Genomic DNA, 18,805 nt, shown 5'->3' with positions numbered 1-18,805 from the left:
ATGTGTATTCAATGCCACAGCATCAATTTATCGGTAAACTTGGACGGCTTAGAACCTGAATTTCGCAGGGTTGCAAAACTCATTTACGAAGGAAAATTAAAGGCAGGCCAAATAGATCAGGCGATGACTAAAAAAATAGCGGAGCAGTTTATGCAGTCTTTTTGGCAAGGTTACGGTGATGGAACGGCTATGCCCGACAGCTTCATTAAGCATATCGAACAAAACGTGTGGGTGTTTAGCGGATTCAAAAATCATTCTCAATTAACCGAAGCCCGTAGTTTATTGTTAAGCGAAAATGGATCTTATAAAAGTTTCAACACATGGTTTCAGGATATCAAAAAAATAAACGACACCTATAATGAAACCTATGCAGCTGCTGAACATGCAAACGTATTGGCTTGTTCTCAATCCATTTCCAGTTGGAATGATTTTAAAGCCCACAACATCCAAAGGCTACGCTTTGAAACCGCAGGAGATAACAGGGTACGGGCAGATCATGCAGTGTTGGAAGGCACCGTAGTTAGTATTGATGACCCCTTGTTAAATGAATATTATACGCCTTTAGATTGGGGTTGCCGTTGTGAGTGGGTACCAGCCGTTGATGAAGAGTTGACGGGCTGGAGTGATTTGCCCGATATACCACCTATGTTTCAAACCAATGTGGCTAAAACAGGCGTAATTTTTCCCGATACACACCCTTATTTTAATGTTTCTAAATCGGCCGCTAAATCAGTACTGGAACAGGTTACAAGCTTTATAAATGAAACTACCCAAACAGAAAATGTAGTAATAAACACATTTAATCTGTACACGGGTAAACATGGGGGTTATGTAAAGGCAGTAAATAACGTTCGTAAAAACGACATATCCATCAATATTGATACGGCAAAAATATTGGCAGACAATGGACACAAAGTAACCCTACTGGAAACAGGAAATGTGGAGGGCGTAAAATACCCCGATGCAGAAATTGGCAAAAAGCCTTTTGAGTTTAAAGTCAATTCCACTCCTACAAAATCAGCTATTGATAACCTTTTACGCAAAGGGGGAAGTCAAGCTGATAATATTGCAATACGAATTAATAGCTCTATTTCAATCAATGATTTTTCAGATGCTGTAGAAAACAGGCTAAACAGAAAGCCCAATGTTAAAGCTCTTTGGGTAATATGGAACAACCGTTTAATCAAGTTAAGCAGAAAGCAGTTTTTAAATAAAGTATTAATAAAAAAGGCGATAATGAAAAACATTACCGCCTAACAGGGTCTGGGATTTCGCCCGAACCGTTACAAATATAGCAAATCTTATACCAATGTCAAAAGGACTCGATTACATAATTAACTTAAAAGAAGGCACTACAGGTGGGGCTACCGCAATTAAATCCGAATTAAAAGGACTTGATTCGCAGGTGGCGGAAACTAACAATCATTTAAGCGGACTAGGCGTTTCTGCAAATGGTTTATTGGTTGGCATGTCGGCTGGTTTTGCCTCTATTGGCATCAAAACCTTAGCTGACGATCTAATAGAAGTACGAGGAGAATTTCAAGGCTTTGAAAACCTGTTAAAAAACGCTTTGGGCGAAGCCGAAGGGAATAACCTATTTAAGCAAATCCAACAGGACGCGGCCATTACTCCCTTTGAAGTTGACCAATTAACCGAAAGTTTCATTAAGCTTCAAGGTTCGGGGTTCAACCCCACCATTGATAAAATGAACCAATTGGGCGACATAGCAGCCGCCAAAATGAAAGGTATTGACCAATTAACCGAAGCCGTAATAGATGCACAAACGGGCGAATTTGAACGTTTAAAAGAATTTGGTATTCGTGCAAGCAAAAGTGGAGACATGGTCACTTTTACCTACAACGGCATGAGCAAAAGCATGAAGTTTAGCCAAAGTGCAGTAGAAGATTACTTATTAAGTCTTTCCAAAATACCCGGTATTCATGGTAGCATGGCGGCTATGGCTGATACTTATATTGGCAAACAATCCAATATCAATGATCAATTAACCCAATTTAAAAACGGATTAGCGAAAGACCTAGAACCCGTATTGGACGCTTATTTAGCTGCTCAATCTAATGGTATTGTAATTATGCAAGACACCGTGAACGGCATTAAATCTATTGTTGGGTGGGTTAAAGAAAATAAAGTCGTATTTGAAGCCTTGGGAATTGCCGTGGTCGGGCTTGGGACTGCTTATTTGTTTAACAACGCCATGCTGCTAGCACAGGCGGGTGCATGGGTATTAAATTCGGCCGCTGTTGCAGGAGCTAACATCGTGATGGGATTGGCCACGGCTGCTCAATGGGCCTTAAATGCGGCTATGACCGCTAACCCAATTGGGCTTATCATTGCAGGCATCGGGCTTTTGGTGTCAGGCTTTATGATTGCTTATAATAAATCTGAAACCTTTCGGGCGGCTATTGATGGATTAATTGAAGTGGGTAAAATTCTAGGCCGTGTATTCATGGCCACAGGTAAAACCATTATTGGCGCACTTACCTTTAATAAGAGTCTATTTATGGAAGGCTTAAATGAGGGGGCAAAGGTAACCGAAGAAATTTTAGGCGGGGGCATCCAAAAAGCATTCAATAAGGGTTGGGATGCAAGTAAGGCGAAAAGCGCGGTAGAAAATGCAAAGGCAAAAGAAGGTTCTACCATGGATGCCATTGCCAAACCAAAAGCTCCAGCTAATAAAAACAATCCTGCATTACCAGGATCAAACAGCACTGCTTCGGCAGCTACTGGTGGCACTACCTTAAGCAGCAATAAGCAAGTACGCAATGTTCAGGTTTCTATCGGTAAGCTCGTGGAAAATTTAACCGTCAGCACTACCAATTTACAATCGACTGGAGCTAGCGACATCAAGCGTATAATTACCGAAATATTAACCAGTGCCGTTCATGATAGCGAACTAGCCTTAAGCGCCAACTAATGCCAACAAATCAGCACGCTAACGAAATAGATCGTTTGGTAAACGCTTATAAAAATGCAAGGCTACAGCTTATTAGAAATAGCGCTGCCATTGCATTAGCCTTTTTTAAAAAGAGCTTTACCGACCAGGGATTTACTGATACAGGTTTAAAAAAATGGAAAAAAAGGAAGGGTGGAGCACGTAACGATGGACGAGCAATACTGGTAGATCGGGCAGTACTAAAGCGAGGAATTCGAATTAAACGAGCCGACTTAAACCAAGCTGTAATTGGGGTGGATTCCGCAATCAAGTATGCCGACATCCACAACAATGGAGGCGAAATTGAATTAACCCCTAAAATGCGTCGTTTCTTTTGGGTAATGTATTATAAGAATGGAGGGGGAGACAAACGGATCAGAAACAATGATCAAGCAAAATTTTGGTTGAGCTTGGCACTTAAAAAAGATAAAACCATCGTGATACCTCAACGGCAATTTATTGGCGACAGTGCCACTTTAACAAAAAAAATAAGCACCTACTTAGAAACTGAACTCTATAAAATATTGAACAATGGCAGTTAAGAAGATTATATATAAATTAATTGGGGAGCATTTAACACAAAAGCTAAATACGGATACTAACATAAAATACCCGGCGGAGCTTCCTGCTTTAAAATGGTTTGATAAGCAAATGGGACAGTTTTTAAACCCCGAAACAAGTTACGCCTTACCGCTTCCAACTATTTTAATGGAGTTTGGGCAAATCAGTTGGAGTACTTCGGGTTTGAATACTCAAAAAGGCGAAGGTATTTTGCGCTTTTACATTTATTTTGAAAACTACTCGGATAGCTTTAGCGGTTCCATCAATCAAGATTTAGCTTTGCAATTTTTTGAATTTACCGAACAAGCCAACCTGTATTTACAAGGCTTAAATATTCCTGGTATACTATCCGCGCTAGAACGTGTAACCGATGCAGAAGATATAGAACAAGACATGATTATTACTTCAGTACTGGAATACAGTTGCACTATTTTTGACAATAGTACAAACATTACACGCAACACCATTGAGGTAGAACCTGAATTAAATCTATACCGCAATTCAAAAAGTAGTAGACCTAATGAAAACAACGAATTACCATTTTTAACTTCATAAAAAAAGCCGGACAATTTACACTGTCCGGCTTTTCTATTAAATACCATTTAAAGGCCTTTTAATTCTTGCTTTGCTTCATCACTACCGAGGCTAGAAGCAATGGTAAGGTATTTTTTGGCTAATGTAATCACCATATTCCTATCCTTTTCGTTATACTTTTGGATACTCCCTTTATAGGTTAACCCTAAATAATAATTACTTACAACATTATTTGGTTCGTATCTAAGTGCTTTTTCGAAATAGTTAATTGGCCACCAAGTACCAGTACCAGTTTGCATCCAAATAAAACCAAGCCTATTTAAAGCCTTAACATTCGTGCTGTCCACTTTAATTACCTTTTCATAAGCAGTTAAAGCTTTTATATACTCACCCTTATCAAATAATTCATCAGCTGTTTGTGCCTTAGCAAAACCAACTAAAAAACAGAATACGGATAATAAAATTAGTTTTTTCATACTGCAATTGCTTTTTCTTTGTCTTTTTGTAAAATGATGTGATATAAGGTACGCTTTTCTAAATGGAATTCATTGGTTAAAATCTTAAAAATCTCGTCATCACGCATTAGTTGGCCAAAATACATCTCGCCGTATCGGGCGTAAATTTGTTCGTTGCGGATGGTTAGCAATTCTGGATTACGCATTAAATAGATAGCTTTAAACCCAAAAATACAAAAAAAAGCTATTTCTTCAATACCGACCGTTCGAGAGCAATAGCTGCATGGGCCAGTTGTATCCGCTCATTCCGGGTATCAATATAGTCCCTGCGCTGAATATCGGATTTGCTAGTCACATGCCGTTCTTGCTGTTTTTGCTTTATCCGTTCAACTTTTTCGGCTTGATACAGGCGTAACCATTTTAAAATAATTTGGCCATCAAGGCGGTTGTATACCTCGCCATAGTATCCCTTTTTAGCCTGGGCAAAACAAATGGTAACCTCTTCTAAAGACAAGCCTGGAAACTCCCCAATAACAAGAGGAGCCAAGGCCAAAATACCTTTCGTATTAATCATGTTTTCCACTAAGAAAAACTCCCTTAAATCATTAATTAGCAAACAAAGGCTATTTTCGCATTCCTTTTCATGCAATTGATGAATTAACCCCATAGGCTGTGGCGTTGACGCAAAAACTAGCTCTATCCGCAAGTGGCTTAATTCTACTTTTATGATAGACAGGTATTCTTCTTTAAGTGTTTCACTTCCTTTGTATTCAGTTTCATAAAATTTTTGTGCGCGCTCTAAATCCTCTATTCTACTTTTGCATTTATCAGAATACTCGATAACAGCTTCCACTGTAATCGGAGTATAACGACTAAATTTAGCAATAGTTCGTATGCTATCTTTTTGTAAGCTCATCACGAAAGCGTTCGGCTTCGTTAAGGTTAGCTTGTTTTTTTGTTGCTCCATTTCTGATTTTGTCTAAAATTTCTAAAAGATTTCGATCTATATCACTTAGTTTTATTTGGCGACCAATAAAATCGCCTGTTCGATTCCAGCTTTTCAAAATAAATTTCCAACTCGCTAAAACGCCTTCGTCGCTTTTATCTACACTGGCGCCCATTAATTTTTTTAATATGCTTTTTAAAGCCGCTCCTTGGCGGGCATCCATAATAAATGGCAAGCCTCTATCCCGTAAAAAATCTTTGTAACACATAAGACTTTGATTATAGGTTACTGGAGTATCTGTTTTTTTTTCTAAATTTTTAAGTCTTGTTAAGATGCTTTTGATGGGCACCACTTCGTAACCTGATTTAATTTGAAGTTTGCACCAGGCAATTTGCTCGTTTAAGGTCATCTATTTAATTCCTTTTTATACATCGTTTCAACTTGATTTAAAACCGCTTTAAGTTCGTTCGGATACAAGTAGTTTAAAATCACTTTTCGGGGATTGCGGCTACCTATATTTACTATAAATCGGTCAATTCTATTAAAGTCGGGCTTACCGTTCTTATCTACATAACCCAACAAACATAATTCGTGTATTATTTTGCCACGCATTTTTTTACGCTCTGGGTAAGCTTCGCTAATACTCGACTGCTTTGGAGCTAGTTTTTGAAGTTGTATTATAATGTGATCAACTTCAAATTCGTATAACTCTTTTGTGCTTTCCGTTCTCCCTTTACTTGCATTAAATGCAGCTGTGTGACGGTATCCCATTTTTCCAGAATCGTTAAACAGCTTCATCATGCGTTTAAATTTGGAACTTTTTGTTGCTATATATTCCATCGACTAACTTTTGCATTTTTTACATATAACTTGTTTTTTAGCTGTTTAACTGCGCTTATCTAACTCAATTGTGGCTATATGCGCAATAGAGTTGCGTCTATCTGCTAGTTATAGCCAATTATAAACTGACTTTAACATCAAATCCAAACTCTTGTAAATCGTGTTTGTCTTTTTCCCATTTTTCCGTTACTTCTTTTTGAAGTTTTGCCCACTTTTCTTTTTTGAAAGCTATCTCGCTTGCATAACTTTCATAAGGAATATTTTCCTTAAAAACTTTTGTTGTGCCATCCATAAACTTGATAACAAAACCAGCCTCACGGTTAAGAAACATTTTCTTTTCTTTTTCTATCTCCCATATAGCTGTGATTTCTTTGGTATCTATTTTTTCACCTAAAACGATTATTTCCATTTGATTAAGAATAACTGGCTATAACACGTGTTTTGCAATATGGCGGGTGAAGTGCAAAATTCAGCGTTAGTGCATTGATTAAACATTAGTTATAAATTGAAAGTTTAGTGCCTTGAAACCGCCACATCGCAAAGCACCTTAACGCTAGCAGAAATTACTCGAATACCTTACCGCATTTTTGACACTGCATTGTTAGGTTTACATCTAAAGGTTTTCGATAGTCTAACCAGTCTATTGCATGTGGGCAATCTTTCTGCTCAAACTCGTAACTATCCGCTAACACATTCTTTGCTTCAGTGGGGGGTGTCATGTTTTTTAAATCTGCCATAATTATAAAATTGTCTACGTATAATAATTTTATTAGAAATAGCAAGGAAGAATACTTTTTCTAATTGTCTTTTAATCAAATTTTATCTGTAAACCACCCGATATTTTAAATTATCGGGTGGTTTGGTTTTAAATATTTTTGAATAATTCTTTTACTTGGGAATTATCTGCAGCAAACTGTCTTAACATTCCGTCTATCTCCGCCACGTCTCCACCTGCATATCTGCTGCATTCGTTTTCCTTACCGGCAACAATGAAATAACTAAAACCATTTTTGTTTAAAAAAGAGGCTAATTCATTTAACTTTTGTTCGAGTTCTTTTCGTTGCTGCTCAATTATGATATTTTCCTTACTCATGTGTTTTTGATGTGGGTTCTAAACGTGATACAATGGTGTCTACGATTCCGCAATGATGACAGCTGCGTTTATAAAAATCCTTGTCCCCGTAGTGGGTTGTAAAAGAATACTTCCAATTACTAAAGTGATGCACTCCGTTTGCGCAGCGCTTTTGATTGGCTTTAATTCTGCGCCAGCTATAATAATCTAACAGAATTAATCCCGCTGCTATACATAGTACAGCAGCGAGAATATACACCAAAGCCATTATAAGCTTGAAAAATTTAGAGTTAACGTTTTCCATTTACCTGCTTCGTCTATTCGTTTAAACTCGTAGGCGAAGGCTTTAAAGTTTTGGCGATAGCTTTCTTTAATCAGTTGAAGCCCCATTTTCCAACGTGTATCGTTAAATTTATCCTCATGCTTTAATAAATCCATTACTTTAGCATATTCAAGGTCTCCGTTGGCATTTCGTTCTAAAAAGCCCATCAGAATGTCGTATAACTCTAAATCCCTTTTCTTAATGGCATCGCCCAAAAAATCTTTTATCAGTTCCACAGCCTTGGTTGCGCGCTCGTCCCAAGTTGGGTCGGTATCACGTCTACGTGTAACACTGATTAAGCCGTTACTATGTGGCAAGGAGAAGCCGCCTTTTGAGTTGCTACGAATACCGCCATATTCTTTTAGCTGTTCCGCCTGATCTGCCATCACCGCATGGCATTTGTTTTTAAATCGGGCATTGGCTAGAGGCTGTCTCAAAAAGGCAGTCTCTTTTTGTTTTAAAAAAAGTTGATAAATTCTTGTTTAATAATTTTGTTTAATCATTTGAATTTCAGATATTTAAGTATAAATATTTAGAAATTTATGTCGTCAAAAACCCCTGTTTTCAAGCCTTATTACCAAGATCAGATGATGGCTTTTCCACCTACATTTGACGAATTAATAACTGCAGGGCACCCAGTTAGGATAGTTAACGATGTGATAAACAAAATCAATATCCAAAGCCTGCTAAATGCCTATCAAATCAAAGGCAGCTCGAGTTATCACCCTCAAATGCTCTTAAAGATTCTAGTTTATGGGTATGTAAGTAACGTTTATAGCAGCAGGAAACTAGAAACTGCTTGTCGGGAGAATATTAACTTTATGTGGCTTAGTGGAATGAGTTATCCAGATCACAATACCATTAATCGTTTTCGCGGGGTTCGTTTAAAAGAACACTTGCGCAAAATATTCGAAGAAGTTGTTTTGTTATTAGCCGAAGAAGGCTTATTGAGTATAGAAGAAGTTTATACCGATGGCACCAAAATAGAGGCAAATGCCAATAAATATACTTTTGTATGGAAAAAGGCTATTCAAACCAATAAAGAAAAGATGAAGTTGGCTTTAGCCGATATTTGGACTTATGCCCAAAGTATAACTAAAGCTGAAGATGAACTTCCTGATCCACCTGATTTTACCGAAATAAATAAAGAGAAAGTACAAGCAACGGTAGATAAGCTTAATGAAGTATTAGCTGATAATCCCGATGCAAATAAAAAGATTAAAAACAAGCTGAAATACATCAGTAAAGAATATCCAAAAAAGATAGCTGAATATGAGGTAAAAGAGGCTATTTTAGGTAATCGCAATAGCTACAGCAAAACCGATGAGGATGCCACATTTATGCGTATGAAAGAGGATCATATGCGTAATGGCCAGTTAAAAGCGGGTTATAATGTACAGATATCAACCTCAAACCAGTTTATTGTAAACTACACCATTCACCCAAACCCAACCGATACCACCACTTTAAAAGCCCACATCGAACAACACGAGACCAGCTTTGGCAAAAGTTTAAAAAGCATTACCGCAGATGCAGGATATGGTAGTGAAGAAAATTACGAACTATTGGAGCAGAAAGGAATTGAAGCTTATGTTAAATACAATATGTTCGACAAAGAGCAAAATGAACGATATACCAGTAAGAAAAGCTTTCAAGCCGACAAGTTATTTTACAACCAGGAACAAGATTGTTATATCTGCCCAATGGGCCAACAGATGCATTACATTGGCGATGCAAAACGAAAAACCAGTACCGGTTTCGAACAAACAAGTAAAAGATATCAAGCAAGAAATTGCAGCAATTGCCCATTAAATGGTGTTTGTCATAAATCGCAAGGAAACCGAATAATAGAAATTAACACTAATCTACTCAGCCATAAACAAACAGCTTATCAATTGCTAAACAGCGAGAAAGGAATTGAGAAGCGAAAGCAACGATGTTATGATGTTGAGCCAGTTTTCGGAAATATTAAACAGAACCAAGGGTTCCGCCGCTTTATGCTCCGTGGAAAAGAAAAAGTGGCAATAGAATGGGGATTATTGGCAATCGCACAAAATATAAGGAAAAAAGCAGCTTAAAAAGACTGTTTTTTCATGCTTTTTGAAAAATTGAACAGCTAAAACTGATTTTAGACCATACCATGTCCAAATGATACCAAATTGGAAATAAAATAAAAAAGAGGCCGTCTCGGTATTTTGGGACAGCCTCCTTCAAAAAGGCTCTCAACAGCATTGTCGCGCGCGGCTTCGTACTTCTTTTTACTGGCGTTTTTTTCTGCAGCTGCTTTTTTCTTAGCCGCTGCGAGCATTTGTTCTAATTGTTCGGTTGTATATGTATTTTCTACTGTTGTCATGGGTGTAATTGAATTATTTGAAAGTTTTATAGGTTACGATGATGCAAAAAATTAAAAAGATTATGACGATTCCGCCCCAAGTTGGCAGTAATACCCACCACCAAGACCAATTAATTACTTTACAAAGTTTTAATACGATAAATACGATTGTTAAAATGGATGGAATACTGATTCCTGCATTGTTGTTGTTTTTTGACATGTTATTAGCGTTTTGTTATTTTTATATCTTCGGGACTGGCATTGAACTGTGTTTGTTTGTCGAATCGGAAAATGATTAGCCCTTTTTCATTTTGTCCGGTTACTTTACCCACCGAGTTGTAATGCGGGTGGTGTTCGTTAGTTATTCTTACTTCGCTGTTTAGATAATATTTAAGGTTGTGCATTCTTATTTGAATTTGTAGGCGATAATTTTAGTTTGTTTGGTTGTGTAATTGTGATGACTTACTAGGCATCTTCCGGGCGATTCCTTGTGAAATTTTAGCGCTTCCTCTTTGGTTGCAAATCGGAAAACGCTGATAATTTTTTCACCGGACAGATTAAATTTTGTGCCTGTTGCTTTGTAAGGTGTTGTTATATCGGTATTGTCGAACCAATTTTGATGTATATTCATTTAAACCATTTGATTAATTGTTACTTTTTTTGCTTTCATTGTCCTGATGAAACCATCGTACACTACGCTATTAGGCTTCATTTGAATGTATTTAGGACTGTGCCAGATGGTATAGAGCTGTTCCCTGTTACTAGCTTGTATTCTATTTGGATACCGATTTAAAATCATATTATCTCGGTTAATCCAAATCTGTTGCCACCAGTGCCAAAACTCGGGGGTTGCTTTCCAAACAGCAGCAGCGTTATCACTACCAGTGTAGTCCTTCAGAAATTCGGAAGCGCTATCTAAAAAAAGGTTATTTATAAAGTCCTCGGTAATGTTGGCATGTAAGGCCATTTTCCGCACGTGTACGCTAAAGTTTCTCATTTTTACTATGTTAGTTCATTCCAATATTTTGCGGCTTCCTCTGGCCATATATCAAAGTATCCATGCCCTTTACCTCGCACTTGCGAGAACGCCCTAAATCCTTCTATTCTGATTTTTTTAGCAGCATCGTACTTGATTTTCTTTGCAATACGTCCTTCGGGCTCTTTTCCCTCAGCATGGCTGATGATGATAAAGAGCTTTTTAGGAAACTTAGCTCTTAATTCTTTGTAGCTCTTAAGGTTTAAATCCGCATACTGTAAACTATCAATGATTACAATGTTGGGGCTTTTGTGCTTCTCTAATCGTTTGATTAGGTCTTCCATGGGCTCCTTGTTCAGGAGAAGGAATCTACCCCCAACTTGATCCAGCCCAAATTTTTTAACTGAATCTTGGGTATCCCGACACCAGCCTTCTTCCAGTGAGTTGTAAATCACTTTTTCGAACTGGGTTAAATAGTTACATAGACGATAGACAAAACTTGATTTTCCATTAAAAGAGCCACCCCATATCATCCAACATCCCGACGTTTCTGGCTCTCCTAATAATTCTTTCCATTCCCCTGTGAATGGCCAAACCTTAAAGCTTACATCTTGAAGCTCCTTTGCACTCTTTGCTCGTATTACGTTGTTGGGTATTTTTATTCGTTTTTTTACTGATATAACCGTCATTAAGCCATTTTTAACTTTTGAACCTCTGTATAAACTCTTCTCAAACTGCCTTCTGTTCGCGCGTAAATGGTTTGGATATCAGTAGCACCGTTTGCTTTCGCAACTTGTGCAACCTGTAGACGTATAAAATCTTCTTTAGCTTCTTTACCATGCGGGACAATGGTTTGGTATTTGTTACCGAAACGATCAAATATTTCGGCATAACCAACTTTTTTAAGACCTCTGTGTTTTTCAATCTTCGCTTGCAAGCCATCTGCACCCATCATATACCAAGCGCAAGCTTTCTCTGTTACATTCCACAAAGCTTTTAATTCTAAAAAGGCGGTGTATTCAAGGTCGCCAGCCTCATCTAAAATGATAATCGGGTTAATGATACTTCTTAGGTAATACGCTAAATCATCGTACACATCTGCGTATTTACCTGTGTGGTTCAAGCCAAACTCTTTAGCTATGAACTTGATTAACTTTTGTTTGGATTTTACTTGCGAGCAATCCACATAAATGGCGAATTTGTTTTCTCTCACATACTGCTTGGCTGTGTAGGTTTTTCCAATACCTGCCTGATCACAAAGGATCGCAGATAAAGCAGCTTTTTGGCAGGCCTGCAATTGCATGTATACGTGATTGTAAACAGCAGTCTTAGCTGTCACCCAAATCGGGTTGTTTGTAAGCTCTACGTTCAACTTTCTTGCAATGCTTACCCATTTACCATCGGATAGCACGTTTTCGGTTTCTCCGTTGTTTATACGGGTTAAAATGGCGGAGTTTATCTCCAATGCGACAGCTTGTTTTGCATTGCTGTCGAAATTTTTGCGATCGAGCGCAATGGCGGCGATGATTTTCGATTTAATTTCTGTTGTTATCATGTTTAAGTTTAAAGGGAGTTAATTGCATTTAACTGGATGTAATCTTCTTGTTCTAATAGGGCGTCAAAATCAAAGTCTTTATTGGGCTGTATAGCATTCTGTGATACAGTCTCTACGGGCACATCTGTGTAGTAGTTGGTGTTTTCTACTACGGTTACTTTAGCTAATTCGGCCTTTCCGTTTGATACATTGCTACGGAAGTGGCTTATGTACTTCATTTGGTTGGTGTAAGCATCCGTATCGTTGTCATTCCACTCCGCATTGGCGGTATTGAAGGTTTCAATTTTCTTCGCCTCACAGATAAAAGTACCATCTTGATACAGATACACACTCTCAATCTCGTTTAAGTCGTTGCGTAAATAGTAGGCAGTAACCTCGTAATTGTTCGGTGCTAATTGAGCTAATACATCAGCCGTTGGCAGTCCGTATTTAGCGTATTGTACTTGCACATACTGGTTTCGTCTAATGGTGGTAGCGGTACTGTCGCCAATAAACTTGGTTAATAATGGCTTATCAATTTTGGCCATATCCGGGTTGGCATACATTTCTAATACTTGCGCCCTGGTCATGTCCTTGTACTTGTTTTGGTTCGGGTGTAGGTCGTTATTGTACTTTTGTACCATTTCCTTATCATCGGCCACTAAAACCTCAAAAGGGTAGGTTTTTTCTTTGTAGGTGTCGTTTTTTTCGTCGAAAACCTTCACGCTTTTGGTTTTATTAGCCTCTAACTTGGCGTACCATCGGCCAATACCATCTTGATAGCGCTTTTCGTAGCCATATTTTTTTACGCGGTTACCCGTTTCTGCCCATTTCTCTTGCGAGTTACCTGGATTTGCCCAGCGAACGAAAGGGAATAATACGCCTGCCTTCATCATGTCGTCTTTAAAGGCGTTAACTAAGTGGTGTTCAACTTCCACCTGCATAGGCGTTCCGAAATTTCCTTTCTCTAGGAAGCGAAACATGTTACGTAAGCAATCAATAAATAGATCAGTTGTTTTAACTTGGCTATATGAGGCCCCGATAATACAGCCGCTCGTTGTATCGTAGGCGTAATAGGCTTTCACTCGGTTACCGTTCGGCATCTTGCGAGGTAGGTCCCTGTCATCCATTGATATTTTACTAAATGAGTACTTAGCATGGTGGCGATTGACGTGTGGTCCGTGCGTGCTCTCATACGTAAGGGTGTCCATTCTAAACTTATCTACCACCGCACGATTAGCTGGCTGATTGATATAGTTCCAAAAGGTTGCAGGACTTAATACGATAGGTTGCCCATTCTCATAAAAATGCTCCCGATTGTAAATCTCACCTGTTTTATAGTCAATAATATCTACATCACCCGCAACAAAGCGCCAGTAATCATTTACCACATCTGCCACATAAGGGTTATTACTTTGGATATACAAGCTTAATATCAATCGCTCAATATCAACCGTCACTTTACGGCTATTGTCATTACAAAAGCCTTTGTGAATAAGCGATACGTAACTATCCTTCTTGAATTTGCGGTATTTTTCTTGCAACCTACGTGGGTTTGCAGGAAGCGTATGCTTGTAAACCTTTTGATCAAGGTTAACAATACATTCCGCTAATTTTTCCCAAATATTAACCCGTGTACCACCCATAGCCTTACGCTTAGCGGCATTATTGGTAATAATCGTATGACAGGCGTTTAAAACCTCCGCATTTGCAATATATTCTATCACAACCTCCGCTGGCAATCTTCGTTCGCCTTGAACCTTGTATGTGCTGAAAAATTCAAAAGCTGCTTGATCAGAAATTACGTAATCAACAAATTGGTGCAGCTTCGTTGTTTTAACTGGATCACCGAATTTATCGACCAATGATTTCTGCTCTACTGGTTTTAATTTAGCAAAATTGACAAGCACATCATTACCTGCCCCACCACCACTACGTAACTTAAACCCATCAATGCGCAAGGCTCTTTTCTCATAAGCACCATAGCTAAATAAGCAAACGCTCTCTGGATGACGTTTATCTACATCACTAACCAAGAAACTTAGTTTAACACCGTAGTTGTTATTGTAAAATTCGTATGGGGATGTTTTTTGCATAACCTTAAAATGTTATTACCTTAGTAGTAGTGACCATAAAGCCAGCTAAAAAAATATTGAACAAACTACAAAGCGATGAGCCTTTATAATTATCTTGTAAAATCAAATGGACCTGCTGAAGAGATACGGTGGGATTTTTCCCAGGAACAAATCGAACAACTTTGTACAGCCTTAAAAAAGTTAGGAGCAAAGAAATATCTCTTTTTCGTTTCGGCACATCTTGAAGACATTCGTAAATATGTTTCGCTATCGCCATCTCAACGGCAACAAAAGAAGTGGGTAAATCATCCGGATAACTTGTTGATTCGTTTGGCAGCACTTCAACTATCCGAAGCAACTGTGAAATTCCTTGGTTCAATTGAGCCAATTGCTCATATTGTTGACGGAGGTTCGTACCGTAATTTTCATGCGGTTTTTGCTGACGCCCTCTCTGAGCTTTCTTTTGGGAATTATTTCCTTGATTTCCCTTTTCATGATTTTGAGAACCCCTTCTCTTAAGTAGGAAACGAGTTGATATTTCGTCTATTTGGCTGGGGGTTAAACTACCACCTATCTTTTTGCGGTAATCAATTTCTTCCTTCATTTCTTCTTCTACTGTTTTCATAGTTTCTATCCGTTTAAAGCTTCATCTACTTTTTTCAGTAATTCCTCGTACTCTTTTTTTATGGTTACGGGTACGTCTCCTGTGCGCTTACCATTTAAGCTTAGCACCACATAATGGCGTGTAACACCATATTTAATTCTTAGCCTTTCAATCACGGCTAATTCTTTACTTTCTCTTTTTTCCATTACCTTAGTGTTTGTTTCAAATAACAAAACAAATATATAGACAATTGTTTAAAATTAACAAATAATAATTAAACTATTTTCTAACAGACTAATGAAGGCTATTGAAAGACTAAAGCAATATATTGACTATAAAGAGCTCACTAATAGCTCATTTGAAAAGAAAAACGGGCTTTCTAATGGATATATAGCAACTCAATTAAAGAGAAATGCCGATTTAGGTGAGAGTGTGTTTAATAAGATATTAGACAATTGTTTAGATATTAATCCGGTTTGGCTGTTAACAGGAAATGGTGAAATGATAACTGACAAGGAACCCCCTGTAGTAATGATAGAAAGCCCGCCTAATCATATCCATCTAAGTAAAACCGAAAAATTATACAACGAACAAACAATCCCATTGTATGACTTTAAAGCAAGCGCAGGGCTTGTTAGCTTGTTTAAAGAAAAAGAAAATGTATTAGATCACATCAGAATACCAAATTTACCAAAAGCGGATGGAGCAATTTCTATTGTAGGAGATTCAATGTATCCATTACTAAAAAGCGGAGATATAGTTATTTACAAAACAGTACACAACTATTTAGAGAATATCTTTTGGGGGGAAATGTATCTATTGAGCTATTCAAATCATGGCGACGATATAATAACAGTAAAATACATTCAAAAATCAGAAAAGGGGGAAGAATGGGTAAGACTTGTATCTCAAAACACACATCATCAACCCAAAGAAGTTAAACTAAAGTTTATTACAGCCTTAGCCCTTATTAAAGCAAGTATTAGAATAAACAACATGTATTAATATTATACACACATTTCTAAAAGGGGTAAAAAATAAAACAAACTGAATCACAGGTTATTATAAATAAAACAATGCAAATAAATATGGTAATATCCCCACTTGAATACACACTAAACAATAGTTTTAACTATGTTTTAACGCAATAAGACCCGTTTAATTCTTTTTTTTTATACACAAAATGTCCGCCCAAATGTCCGCCCAAATGTCCGTGCTATCAATTTTAACAACAATACATCCATACTACCAAAAGGCATTAATTTGCTTAAATTTGATAGGATAATAAATATAAAAAACCGCCCTGACGGTAAAAAGAAGGCATATTTTTACCCTCTTAGTTAATAAATGCTTTAATAAGCGTTTATACGGCGTTTAAACGGTAAATAAACGGGAGCGAATGGTAAAAATTGCACAATTTGTTTCTTATAGATCAGACATCAGTAAAAACAAAAAAAGTGGCTTTAATATAGTTTAAAGCCGCTTTTTCCCCTGAAAATAAAATTTCCCCTTATGTACAATTTGTTTTATGCCCTATAAATATAGTAGCGTTATGAAAGTGCCAGATTATTATCAGCCAATTATGCCCTATTTATGTGTTGACGATGCAAATGGGTTTATCAGCTTTTTGGAAAACGTTTTTGATGCAGAAATAAAGCTGACTGTTCCGCGCGAGGATGGAACCTTGATGCACGCCGAAGCAATATTGGCAAAAGGAACGATCATGTTTACGCAAGCAAATGACCTGTATAAACCCTATGGTTCTGTACTCTTTGTTTTTACGCCAAAGGCAATGGATTATTACCAAAAAGCACTTGCATTAGGGGCGATTTCGATACAGGAACCCGATGAGCGTGAATACGGTTTAAGTGCAGGTTTTAGCGATGCGTGGAACAATACCTGGTGGTTGGCGGTTCCGAACAAAGGCTAATTATTGCGAGCAAGGGCCTTCCGGAATGGTCGTGCTAATTTTGTTTACTTTTGTTACTACCAATGTAGAATCAAAGTCGGCAGAAACAACAGCGGTATCAGATTTCGTGAAAAAACCTTCCAGTTCTACATACACTGGTTTGTATGGTTTTTCGAACCCTAGTTTGCTATAGGAAAGCTCAAGTGTTTTAGTCGTATCAGCAACCCAATATTCACGTCCGTCATCGCAGCGGCTAAAGAATTTTAACTCGGGGCCAAAGCTATATAAGCCTTTCACAATTACGTGGTTAGTGTCGGTATTTGTATGGGTTGCTTTGTTTGTATTACACGCGGTAATTCCAAATCCCAGAAAGGATACAAGCATAAAAATTAGTTTTAATACCTTCATACTACTTATATGGTTTGATTTATTTGGTTGATTTTTTTAACACTTAATTTGGAAGACAAACTAGATGCCAAAAATGAAAAAATACCCACGGTAAAGAAAACAAGTACAAAGTCTTTCCATTTCAGGGTTATAGGATAGGAACTAATTAATGTCATGTTGTCTTCATTCATTTTTATAATGCCAAAATAATGCTGTACATAATAAAAAATTAAGCCAATAAGCAATCCTAGGATACAGCCCGTCATGGTAATCATCATCCCTTCTAAAAGGAAAATTCTTTTAATCAGTGTTTTGTTTGCCCCAAGGCTGCTTAAAATGGCTATATCTTTTACCTTTTCGATAACCAACATGGTTAAGGAGCCAATTATATTAAATATAGCAATAATTAAGATAAAAGTTAAAATGATGTATACCGCCCATTTCTCTGTGTTGAGAATGTGATAAAGCGACTGGTTTTGTTCCGCTCGATTTCTGACCTGAAAGTTTTTGCCTAAATGGCTTTGTATGTCGTGTTTAACACTTTCCACATCGGCTTGGTCAAGTAAATTAATTTCAATAGAGGAAACATTTTGCTCCTCGCCTAGTAAATTGCGGGCAAAGCTTAAAGGAACAATAACACCGCTGTCAAAATCTTCCTGAACTTGGAAAACGCCACTTACCGGAATTGTTTTTATGGTAAAATCATTCGTAGGATTAAGCGAGTTAACGGAGATTGTTTTTTTTGGTGAATATATTTGCAATTGCACAAAAGGGTCCTTTGTGTTAACAGCTAAATAGGCTTGCAGGCCAGAACCAATAACCGCGGCATAACCGCTCTGGTTTTCCAAAATAAAATGCCCTTCTTGAATGATGGTATCTAGCTGATTATTTTTTAAATAATCCTTGCTTACCCCTTTTACCAAGCCTACAGCTTGTGTGTTTTTGTATTGTAGAAGTGCTTTTTCTTGAAGAATTTCACTGAAAGAGAAAATTCTTTTATCCTGACGAAGTGTGTTAAAATAGGGTGTGTTTGGATTAAATGTTTTGCCTTGGGAAGGGGTAATAGCAATTTCAGGAGTAACGGTATTAAACATGTTTAAAACCACTTCTTCCAATCCGTTAAAAACCGATAAAACAATAATTAAGGCAGCGCTACCCACCATGACACCCAACATGGATATTGCCGATATCACATTAATGGCATTGGTCGATTTTTTGGCAAATAAGTATCTTTTTGCAATAAATAACGATGTGTTCACAGGCTAAAGGTACAGAAATTACATTTCTGTTTTTTACATACGATGCTAA

At 37.6% G+C, this 18,805-nt stretch carries 28 protein-coding genes; 7 read left to right on the top strand and 21 right to left on the bottom strand.

The genetic code is table 11. The features are described 5' to 3' along the window. Genes ACJVDK_RS12930 through ACJVDK_RS12915 form a run of 4 tightly spaced genes read left to right on the top strand, consistent with a single transcriptional unit; the run spans position 1 to position 4,066 of the window. Complete coding sequence (locus ACJVDK_RS12930; protein ID WP_443937081.1) at positions 1 to 1,257, top strand: minor capsid protein; 1,257 nt, start codon at positions 1 to 3, stop codon at positions 1,255 to 1,257. A 52-nt stretch (positions 1,258 to 1,309) separates the two neighbouring features. Beyond that, complete coding sequence (locus ACJVDK_RS12925) at positions 1,310 to 2,932, top strand: hypothetical protein (protein WP_443937080.1); 1,623 nt, start codon at positions 1,310 to 1,312, stop codon at positions 2,930 to 2,932. After that, positions 2,932 to 3,492, top strand: a complete 561-nt coding sequence (locus ACJVDK_RS12920) for a hypothetical protein (RefSeq protein WP_443937079.1) — start codon at positions 2,932 to 2,934, stop codon at positions 3,490 to 3,492. Before ACJVDK_RS12925 ends, ACJVDK_RS12920 begins: the two co-directional genes overlap by 1 nt. After that, on the top strand, positions 3,482 to 4,066 hold the full coding sequence (locus ACJVDK_RS12915; RefSeq protein WP_443937078.1) for a hypothetical protein: 585 nt from the start codon (positions 3,482 to 3,484) through the stop codon (positions 4,064 to 4,066). The genes ACJVDK_RS12920 and ACJVDK_RS12915 overlap by 11 nt, the downstream gene beginning before the upstream one ends. A gap of 47 nt (positions 4,067 to 4,113) precedes the next feature. Here the strand turns inward: ACJVDK_RS12915 and ACJVDK_RS12910 are convergent, their stop codons facing one another. From ACJVDK_RS12910 to ACJVDK_RS12870, 9 genes are all read right to left on the bottom strand, one after another. After that, on the bottom strand, positions 4,114 to 4,521 hold the full coding sequence (locus tag ACJVDK_RS12910) for a tetratricopeptide repeat protein (RefSeq protein ID WP_443937077.1): 408 nt from the start codon (positions 4,519 to 4,521) through the stop codon (positions 4,114 to 4,116). After that, positions 4,518 to 4,706, bottom strand: a complete 189-nt coding sequence (locus tag ACJVDK_RS12905; protein WP_443937076.1) for a hypothetical protein — start codon at positions 4,704 to 4,706, stop codon at positions 4,518 to 4,520. Before ACJVDK_RS12905 ends, ACJVDK_RS12910 begins: the two co-directional genes overlap by 4 nt. 38 nt (positions 4,707 to 4,744) lie before the next feature. Beyond that, entirely contained in the window at positions 4,745 to 5,467 is a 723-nt protein-coding gene (locus ACJVDK_RS12900) for a hypothetical protein (protein ID WP_443937075.1), read from the bottom strand. Further along, positions 5,397 to 5,855 carry a hypothetical protein gene (locus ACJVDK_RS12895; RefSeq protein WP_443937074.1) on the bottom strand — a complete coding sequence of 153 codons (459 nt, stop codon included), beginning with the start codon at positions 5,853 to 5,855 and terminating at the stop codon, positions 5,397 to 5,399. Before ACJVDK_RS12895 ends, ACJVDK_RS12900 begins: the two co-directional genes overlap by 71 nt. Beyond that, a complete protein-coding gene (locus tag ACJVDK_RS12890; RefSeq protein WP_443937073.1) occupies positions 5,852 to 6,247 on the bottom strand; it encodes a hypothetical protein in 396 nt (131 codons plus the stop codon). Before ACJVDK_RS12890 ends, ACJVDK_RS12895 begins: the two co-directional genes overlap by 4 nt. Positions 6,248 to 6,404: 157 nt before the next feature. Further along, positions 6,405 to 6,695: a hypothetical protein gene (locus ACJVDK_RS12885; protein ID WP_443937072.1), complete on the bottom strand. Its 291-nt coding sequence runs from the start codon at positions 6,693 to 6,695 to the stop codon at positions 6,405 to 6,407. 154 nt (positions 6,696 to 6,849) lie between these two features. Beyond that, positions 6,850 to 7,005: a hypothetical protein gene (locus ACJVDK_RS12880; protein ID WP_443937071.1), complete on the bottom strand. Its 156-nt coding sequence runs from the start codon at positions 7,003 to 7,005 to the stop codon at positions 6,850 to 6,852. Positions 7,006 to 7,151: 146 nt separating this feature from the next. Next, complete coding sequence (locus tag ACJVDK_RS12875; RefSeq protein WP_443937070.1) at positions 7,152 to 7,379, bottom strand: hypothetical protein; 228 nt, start codon at positions 7,377 to 7,379, stop codon at positions 7,152 to 7,154. A gap of 246 nt (positions 7,380 to 7,625) precedes the next feature. Further along, a complete protein-coding gene (locus tag ACJVDK_RS12870; RefSeq protein ID WP_443937069.1) occupies positions 7,626 to 8,117 on the bottom strand; it encodes a DUF3164 family protein in 492 nt (163 codons plus the stop codon). Between the two features lie 105 nt (positions 8,118 to 8,222). Here ACJVDK_RS12870 and ACJVDK_RS12865 point away from each other — a divergent pair, with 105 nt between their 5' ends. Then, a complete protein-coding gene (locus tag ACJVDK_RS12865; protein WP_443936436.1) occupies positions 8,223 to 9,758 on the top strand; it encodes an IS1182 family transposase in 1,536 nt (511 codons plus the stop codon). A 50-nt stretch (positions 9,759 to 9,808) separates the two neighbouring features. Here ACJVDK_RS12865 and ACJVDK_RS12860 read toward each other — a convergent pair whose 3' ends face one another. The 10 genes from ACJVDK_RS12860 to ACJVDK_RS12815 are packed head-to-tail and all read right to left on the bottom strand — an operon-like array spanning position 9,809 to position 15,407. Beyond that, complete coding sequence (locus ACJVDK_RS12860) at positions 9,809 to 10,033, bottom strand: hypothetical protein (protein WP_443937068.1); 225 nt, start codon at positions 10,031 to 10,033, stop codon at positions 9,809 to 9,811. Positions 10,034 to 10,046: 13 nt separating this feature from the next. Next, positions 10,047 to 10,232 carry a hypothetical protein gene (locus ACJVDK_RS12855; protein WP_443937067.1) on the bottom strand — a complete coding sequence of 62 codons (186 nt, stop codon included), beginning with the start codon at positions 10,230 to 10,232 and terminating at the stop codon, positions 10,047 to 10,049. 4 nt (positions 10,233 to 10,236) lie between these two features. Then, a complete protein-coding gene (locus tag ACJVDK_RS12850; protein ID WP_443937066.1) occupies positions 10,237 to 10,416 on the bottom strand; it encodes a hypothetical protein in 180 nt (59 codons plus the stop codon). A 2-nt stretch (positions 10,417 to 10,418) separates the two neighbouring features. Then, on the bottom strand, positions 10,419 to 10,643 hold the full coding sequence (locus ACJVDK_RS12845) for a hypothetical protein (protein WP_443937065.1): 225 nt from the start codon (positions 10,641 to 10,643) through the stop codon (positions 10,419 to 10,421). Then, positions 10,644 to 11,009, bottom strand: coding sequence for a hypothetical protein (locus tag ACJVDK_RS12840; protein ID WP_443937064.1), 366 nt, complete (start codon positions 11,007 to 11,009; stop codon positions 10,644 to 10,646). 5 nt (positions 11,010 to 11,014) lie between these two features. Beyond that, positions 11,015 to 11,677 (bottom strand): hypothetical protein, encoded by a 663-nt coding sequence (locus tag ACJVDK_RS12835; protein ID WP_443937063.1) that lies wholly within the window; start codon positions 11,675 to 11,677, stop codon positions 11,015 to 11,017. After that, positions 11,677 to 12,543 (bottom strand): AAA family ATPase, encoded by an 867-nt coding sequence (locus ACJVDK_RS12830; RefSeq protein WP_443937062.1) that lies wholly within the window; start codon positions 12,541 to 12,543, stop codon positions 11,677 to 11,679. The genes ACJVDK_RS12835 and ACJVDK_RS12830 overlap by 1 nt, the downstream gene beginning before the upstream one ends. Positions 12,544 to 12,551: 8 nt before the next feature. Beyond that, positions 12,552 to 14,618 (bottom strand): hypothetical protein, encoded by a 2,067-nt coding sequence (locus ACJVDK_RS12825; protein ID WP_443937061.1) that lies wholly within the window; start codon positions 14,616 to 14,618, stop codon positions 12,552 to 12,554. 4 nt (positions 14,619 to 14,622) lie between these two features. Then, a complete protein-coding gene (locus ACJVDK_RS12820; protein WP_443937060.1) occupies positions 14,623 to 15,222 on the bottom strand; it encodes a hypothetical protein in 600 nt (199 codons plus the stop codon). A gap of 5 nt (positions 15,223 to 15,227) precedes the next feature. Next, the gene (locus ACJVDK_RS12815) at positions 15,228 to 15,407 is read right to left on the bottom strand and encodes a hypothetical protein (RefSeq protein ID WP_443937059.1); all 180 of its coding nucleotides are present in this window, start codon (positions 15,405 to 15,407) and stop codon (positions 15,228 to 15,230) included. A gap of 91 nt (positions 15,408 to 15,498) precedes the next feature. On the opposite strand from ACJVDK_RS12815, the gene ACJVDK_RS12810 reads away from it, so the two are divergent. Then, positions 15,499 to 16,206: a S24 family peptidase gene (locus tag ACJVDK_RS12810; protein ID WP_443937058.1), complete on the top strand. Its 708-nt coding sequence runs from the start codon at positions 15,499 to 15,501 to the stop codon at positions 16,204 to 16,206. A 547-nt stretch (positions 16,207 to 16,753) separates the two neighbouring features. After that, entirely contained in the window at positions 16,754 to 17,131 is a 378-nt protein-coding gene (locus tag ACJVDK_RS12805; RefSeq protein WP_443937057.1) for a hypothetical protein, read from the top strand. On the opposite strand, the gene ACJVDK_RS12800 is transcribed toward ACJVDK_RS12805, so the two are convergent. Then, entirely contained in the window at positions 17,132 to 17,494 is a 363-nt protein-coding gene (locus ACJVDK_RS12800) for a hypothetical protein (protein WP_443937056.1), read from the bottom strand. Positions 17,495 to 17,523: 29 nt separating this feature from the next. Next, complete coding sequence (locus tag ACJVDK_RS12795) at positions 17,524 to 18,756, bottom strand: ABC transporter permease (protein ID WP_443937055.1); 1,233 nt, start codon at positions 18,754 to 18,756, stop codon at positions 17,524 to 17,526. Positions 18,757 to 18,805: the final 49 nt, after the last annotated feature.

The sequence above is a fragment of the Pedobacter paludisoli genome (assembly GCF_052344095.1).
Lineage (GTDB): Bacteria > Bacteroidota > Bacteroidia > Sphingobacteriales > Sphingobacteriaceae > Pedobacter.
This window is presented reverse-complemented; position numbering and strand designations above follow the sequence as displayed.

Excerpts from the sequence above, each read along its gene's own strand:
- ACJVDK_RS12930 (WP_443937081.1), top strand. The coding sequence starts at position 1 with ATGTGTATTCAATGCCACAGCATCAATTTATCGGTAAACTTGGACGGC.
- ACJVDK_RS12925 (WP_443937080.1), top strand. The coding sequence starts at position 1,310 with ATGTCAAAAGGACTCGATTACATAATTAACTTAAAAGAAGGCACTACA.
- ACJVDK_RS12920 (WP_443937079.1), top strand. The coding sequence starts at position 2,932 with ATGCCAACAAATCAGCACGCTAACGAAATAGATCGTTTGGTAAACGCT.
- ACJVDK_RS12915 (WP_443937078.1), top strand. The coding sequence starts at position 3,482 with ATGGCAGTTAAGAAGATTATATATAAATTAATTGGGGAGCATTTAACA.
- ACJVDK_RS12910 (WP_443937077.1), bottom strand. The coding sequence starts at position 4,521 with ATGAAAAAACTAATTTTATTATCCGTATTCTGTTTTTTAGTTGGTTTT.
- ACJVDK_RS12905 (WP_443937076.1), bottom strand. The coding sequence starts at position 4,706 with ATGCGTAATCCAGAATTGCTAACCATCCGCAACGAACAAATTTACGCC.
- ACJVDK_RS12900 (WP_443937075.1), bottom strand. The coding sequence starts at position 5,467 with ATGGAGCAACAAAAAAACAAGCTAACCTTAACGAAGCCGAACGCTTTC.
- ACJVDK_RS12895 (WP_443937074.1), bottom strand. The coding sequence starts at position 5,855 with ATGACCTTAAACGAGCAAATTGCCTGGTGCAAACTTCAAATTAAATCA.
- ACJVDK_RS12890 (WP_443937073.1), bottom strand. The coding sequence starts at position 6,247 with ATGATGAAGCTGTTTAACGATTCTGGAAAAATGGGATACCGTCACACA.
- ACJVDK_RS12885 (WP_443937072.1), bottom strand. The coding sequence starts at position 6,695 with ATGGAAATAATCGTTTTAGGTGAAAAAATAGATACCAAAGAAATCACA.
- ACJVDK_RS12880 (WP_443937071.1), bottom strand. The coding sequence starts at position 7,005 with ATGACACCCCCCACTGAAGCAAAGAATGTGTTAGCGGATAGTTACGAG.
- ACJVDK_RS12875 (WP_443937070.1), bottom strand. The coding sequence starts at position 7,379 with ATGAGTAAGGAAAATATCATAATTGAGCAGCAACGAAAAGAACTCGAA.
- ACJVDK_RS12865 (WP_443936436.1), top strand. The coding sequence starts at position 8,223 with ATGTCGTCAAAAACCCCTGTTTTCAAGCCTTATTACCAAGATCAGATG.
- ACJVDK_RS12860 (WP_443937068.1), bottom strand. The coding sequence starts at position 10,033 with ATGACAACAGTAGAAAATACATATACAACCGAACAATTAGAACAAATG.
- ACJVDK_RS12855 (WP_443937067.1), bottom strand. The coding sequence starts at position 10,232 with ATGTCAAAAAACAACAACAATGCAGGAATCAGTATTCCATCCATTTTA.
- ACJVDK_RS12850 (WP_443937066.1), bottom strand. The coding sequence starts at position 10,416 with ATGCACAACCTTAAATATTATCTAAACAGCGAAGTAAGAATAACTAAC.
- ACJVDK_RS12845 (WP_443937065.1), bottom strand. The coding sequence starts at position 10,643 with ATGAATATACATCAAAATTGGTTCGACAATACCGATATAACAACACCT.
- ACJVDK_RS12840 (WP_443937064.1), bottom strand. The coding sequence starts at position 11,009 with ATGAGAAACTTTAGCGTACACGTGCGGAAAATGGCCTTACATGCCAAC.
- ACJVDK_RS12835 (WP_443937063.1), bottom strand. The coding sequence starts at position 11,677 with ATGACGGTTATATCAGTAAAAAAACGAATAAAAATACCCAACAACGTA.
- ACJVDK_RS12830 (WP_443937062.1), bottom strand. The coding sequence starts at position 12,543 with ATGATAACAACAGAAATTAAATCGAAAATCATCGCCGCCATTGCGCTC.
- ACJVDK_RS12825 (WP_443937061.1), bottom strand. The coding sequence starts at position 14,618 with ATGCAAAAAACATCCCCATACGAATTTTACAATAACAACTACGGTGTT.
- ACJVDK_RS12820 (WP_443937060.1), bottom strand. The coding sequence starts at position 15,222 with ATGAAAACAGTAGAAGAAGAAATGAAGGAAGAAATTGATTACCGCAAA.
- ACJVDK_RS12815 (WP_443937059.1), bottom strand. The coding sequence starts at position 15,407 with ATGGAAAAAAGAGAAAGTAAAGAATTAGCCGTGATTGAAAGGCTAAGA.
- ACJVDK_RS12810 (WP_443937058.1), top strand. The coding sequence starts at position 15,499 with ATGAAGGCTATTGAAAGACTAAAGCAATATATTGACTATAAAGAGCTC.
- ACJVDK_RS12805 (WP_443937057.1), top strand. The coding sequence starts at position 16,754 with ATGAAAGTGCCAGATTATTATCAGCCAATTATGCCCTATTTATGTGTT.
- ACJVDK_RS12800 (WP_443937056.1), bottom strand. The coding sequence starts at position 17,494 with ATGCTTGTATCCTTTCTGGGATTTGGAATTACCGCGTGTAATACAAAC.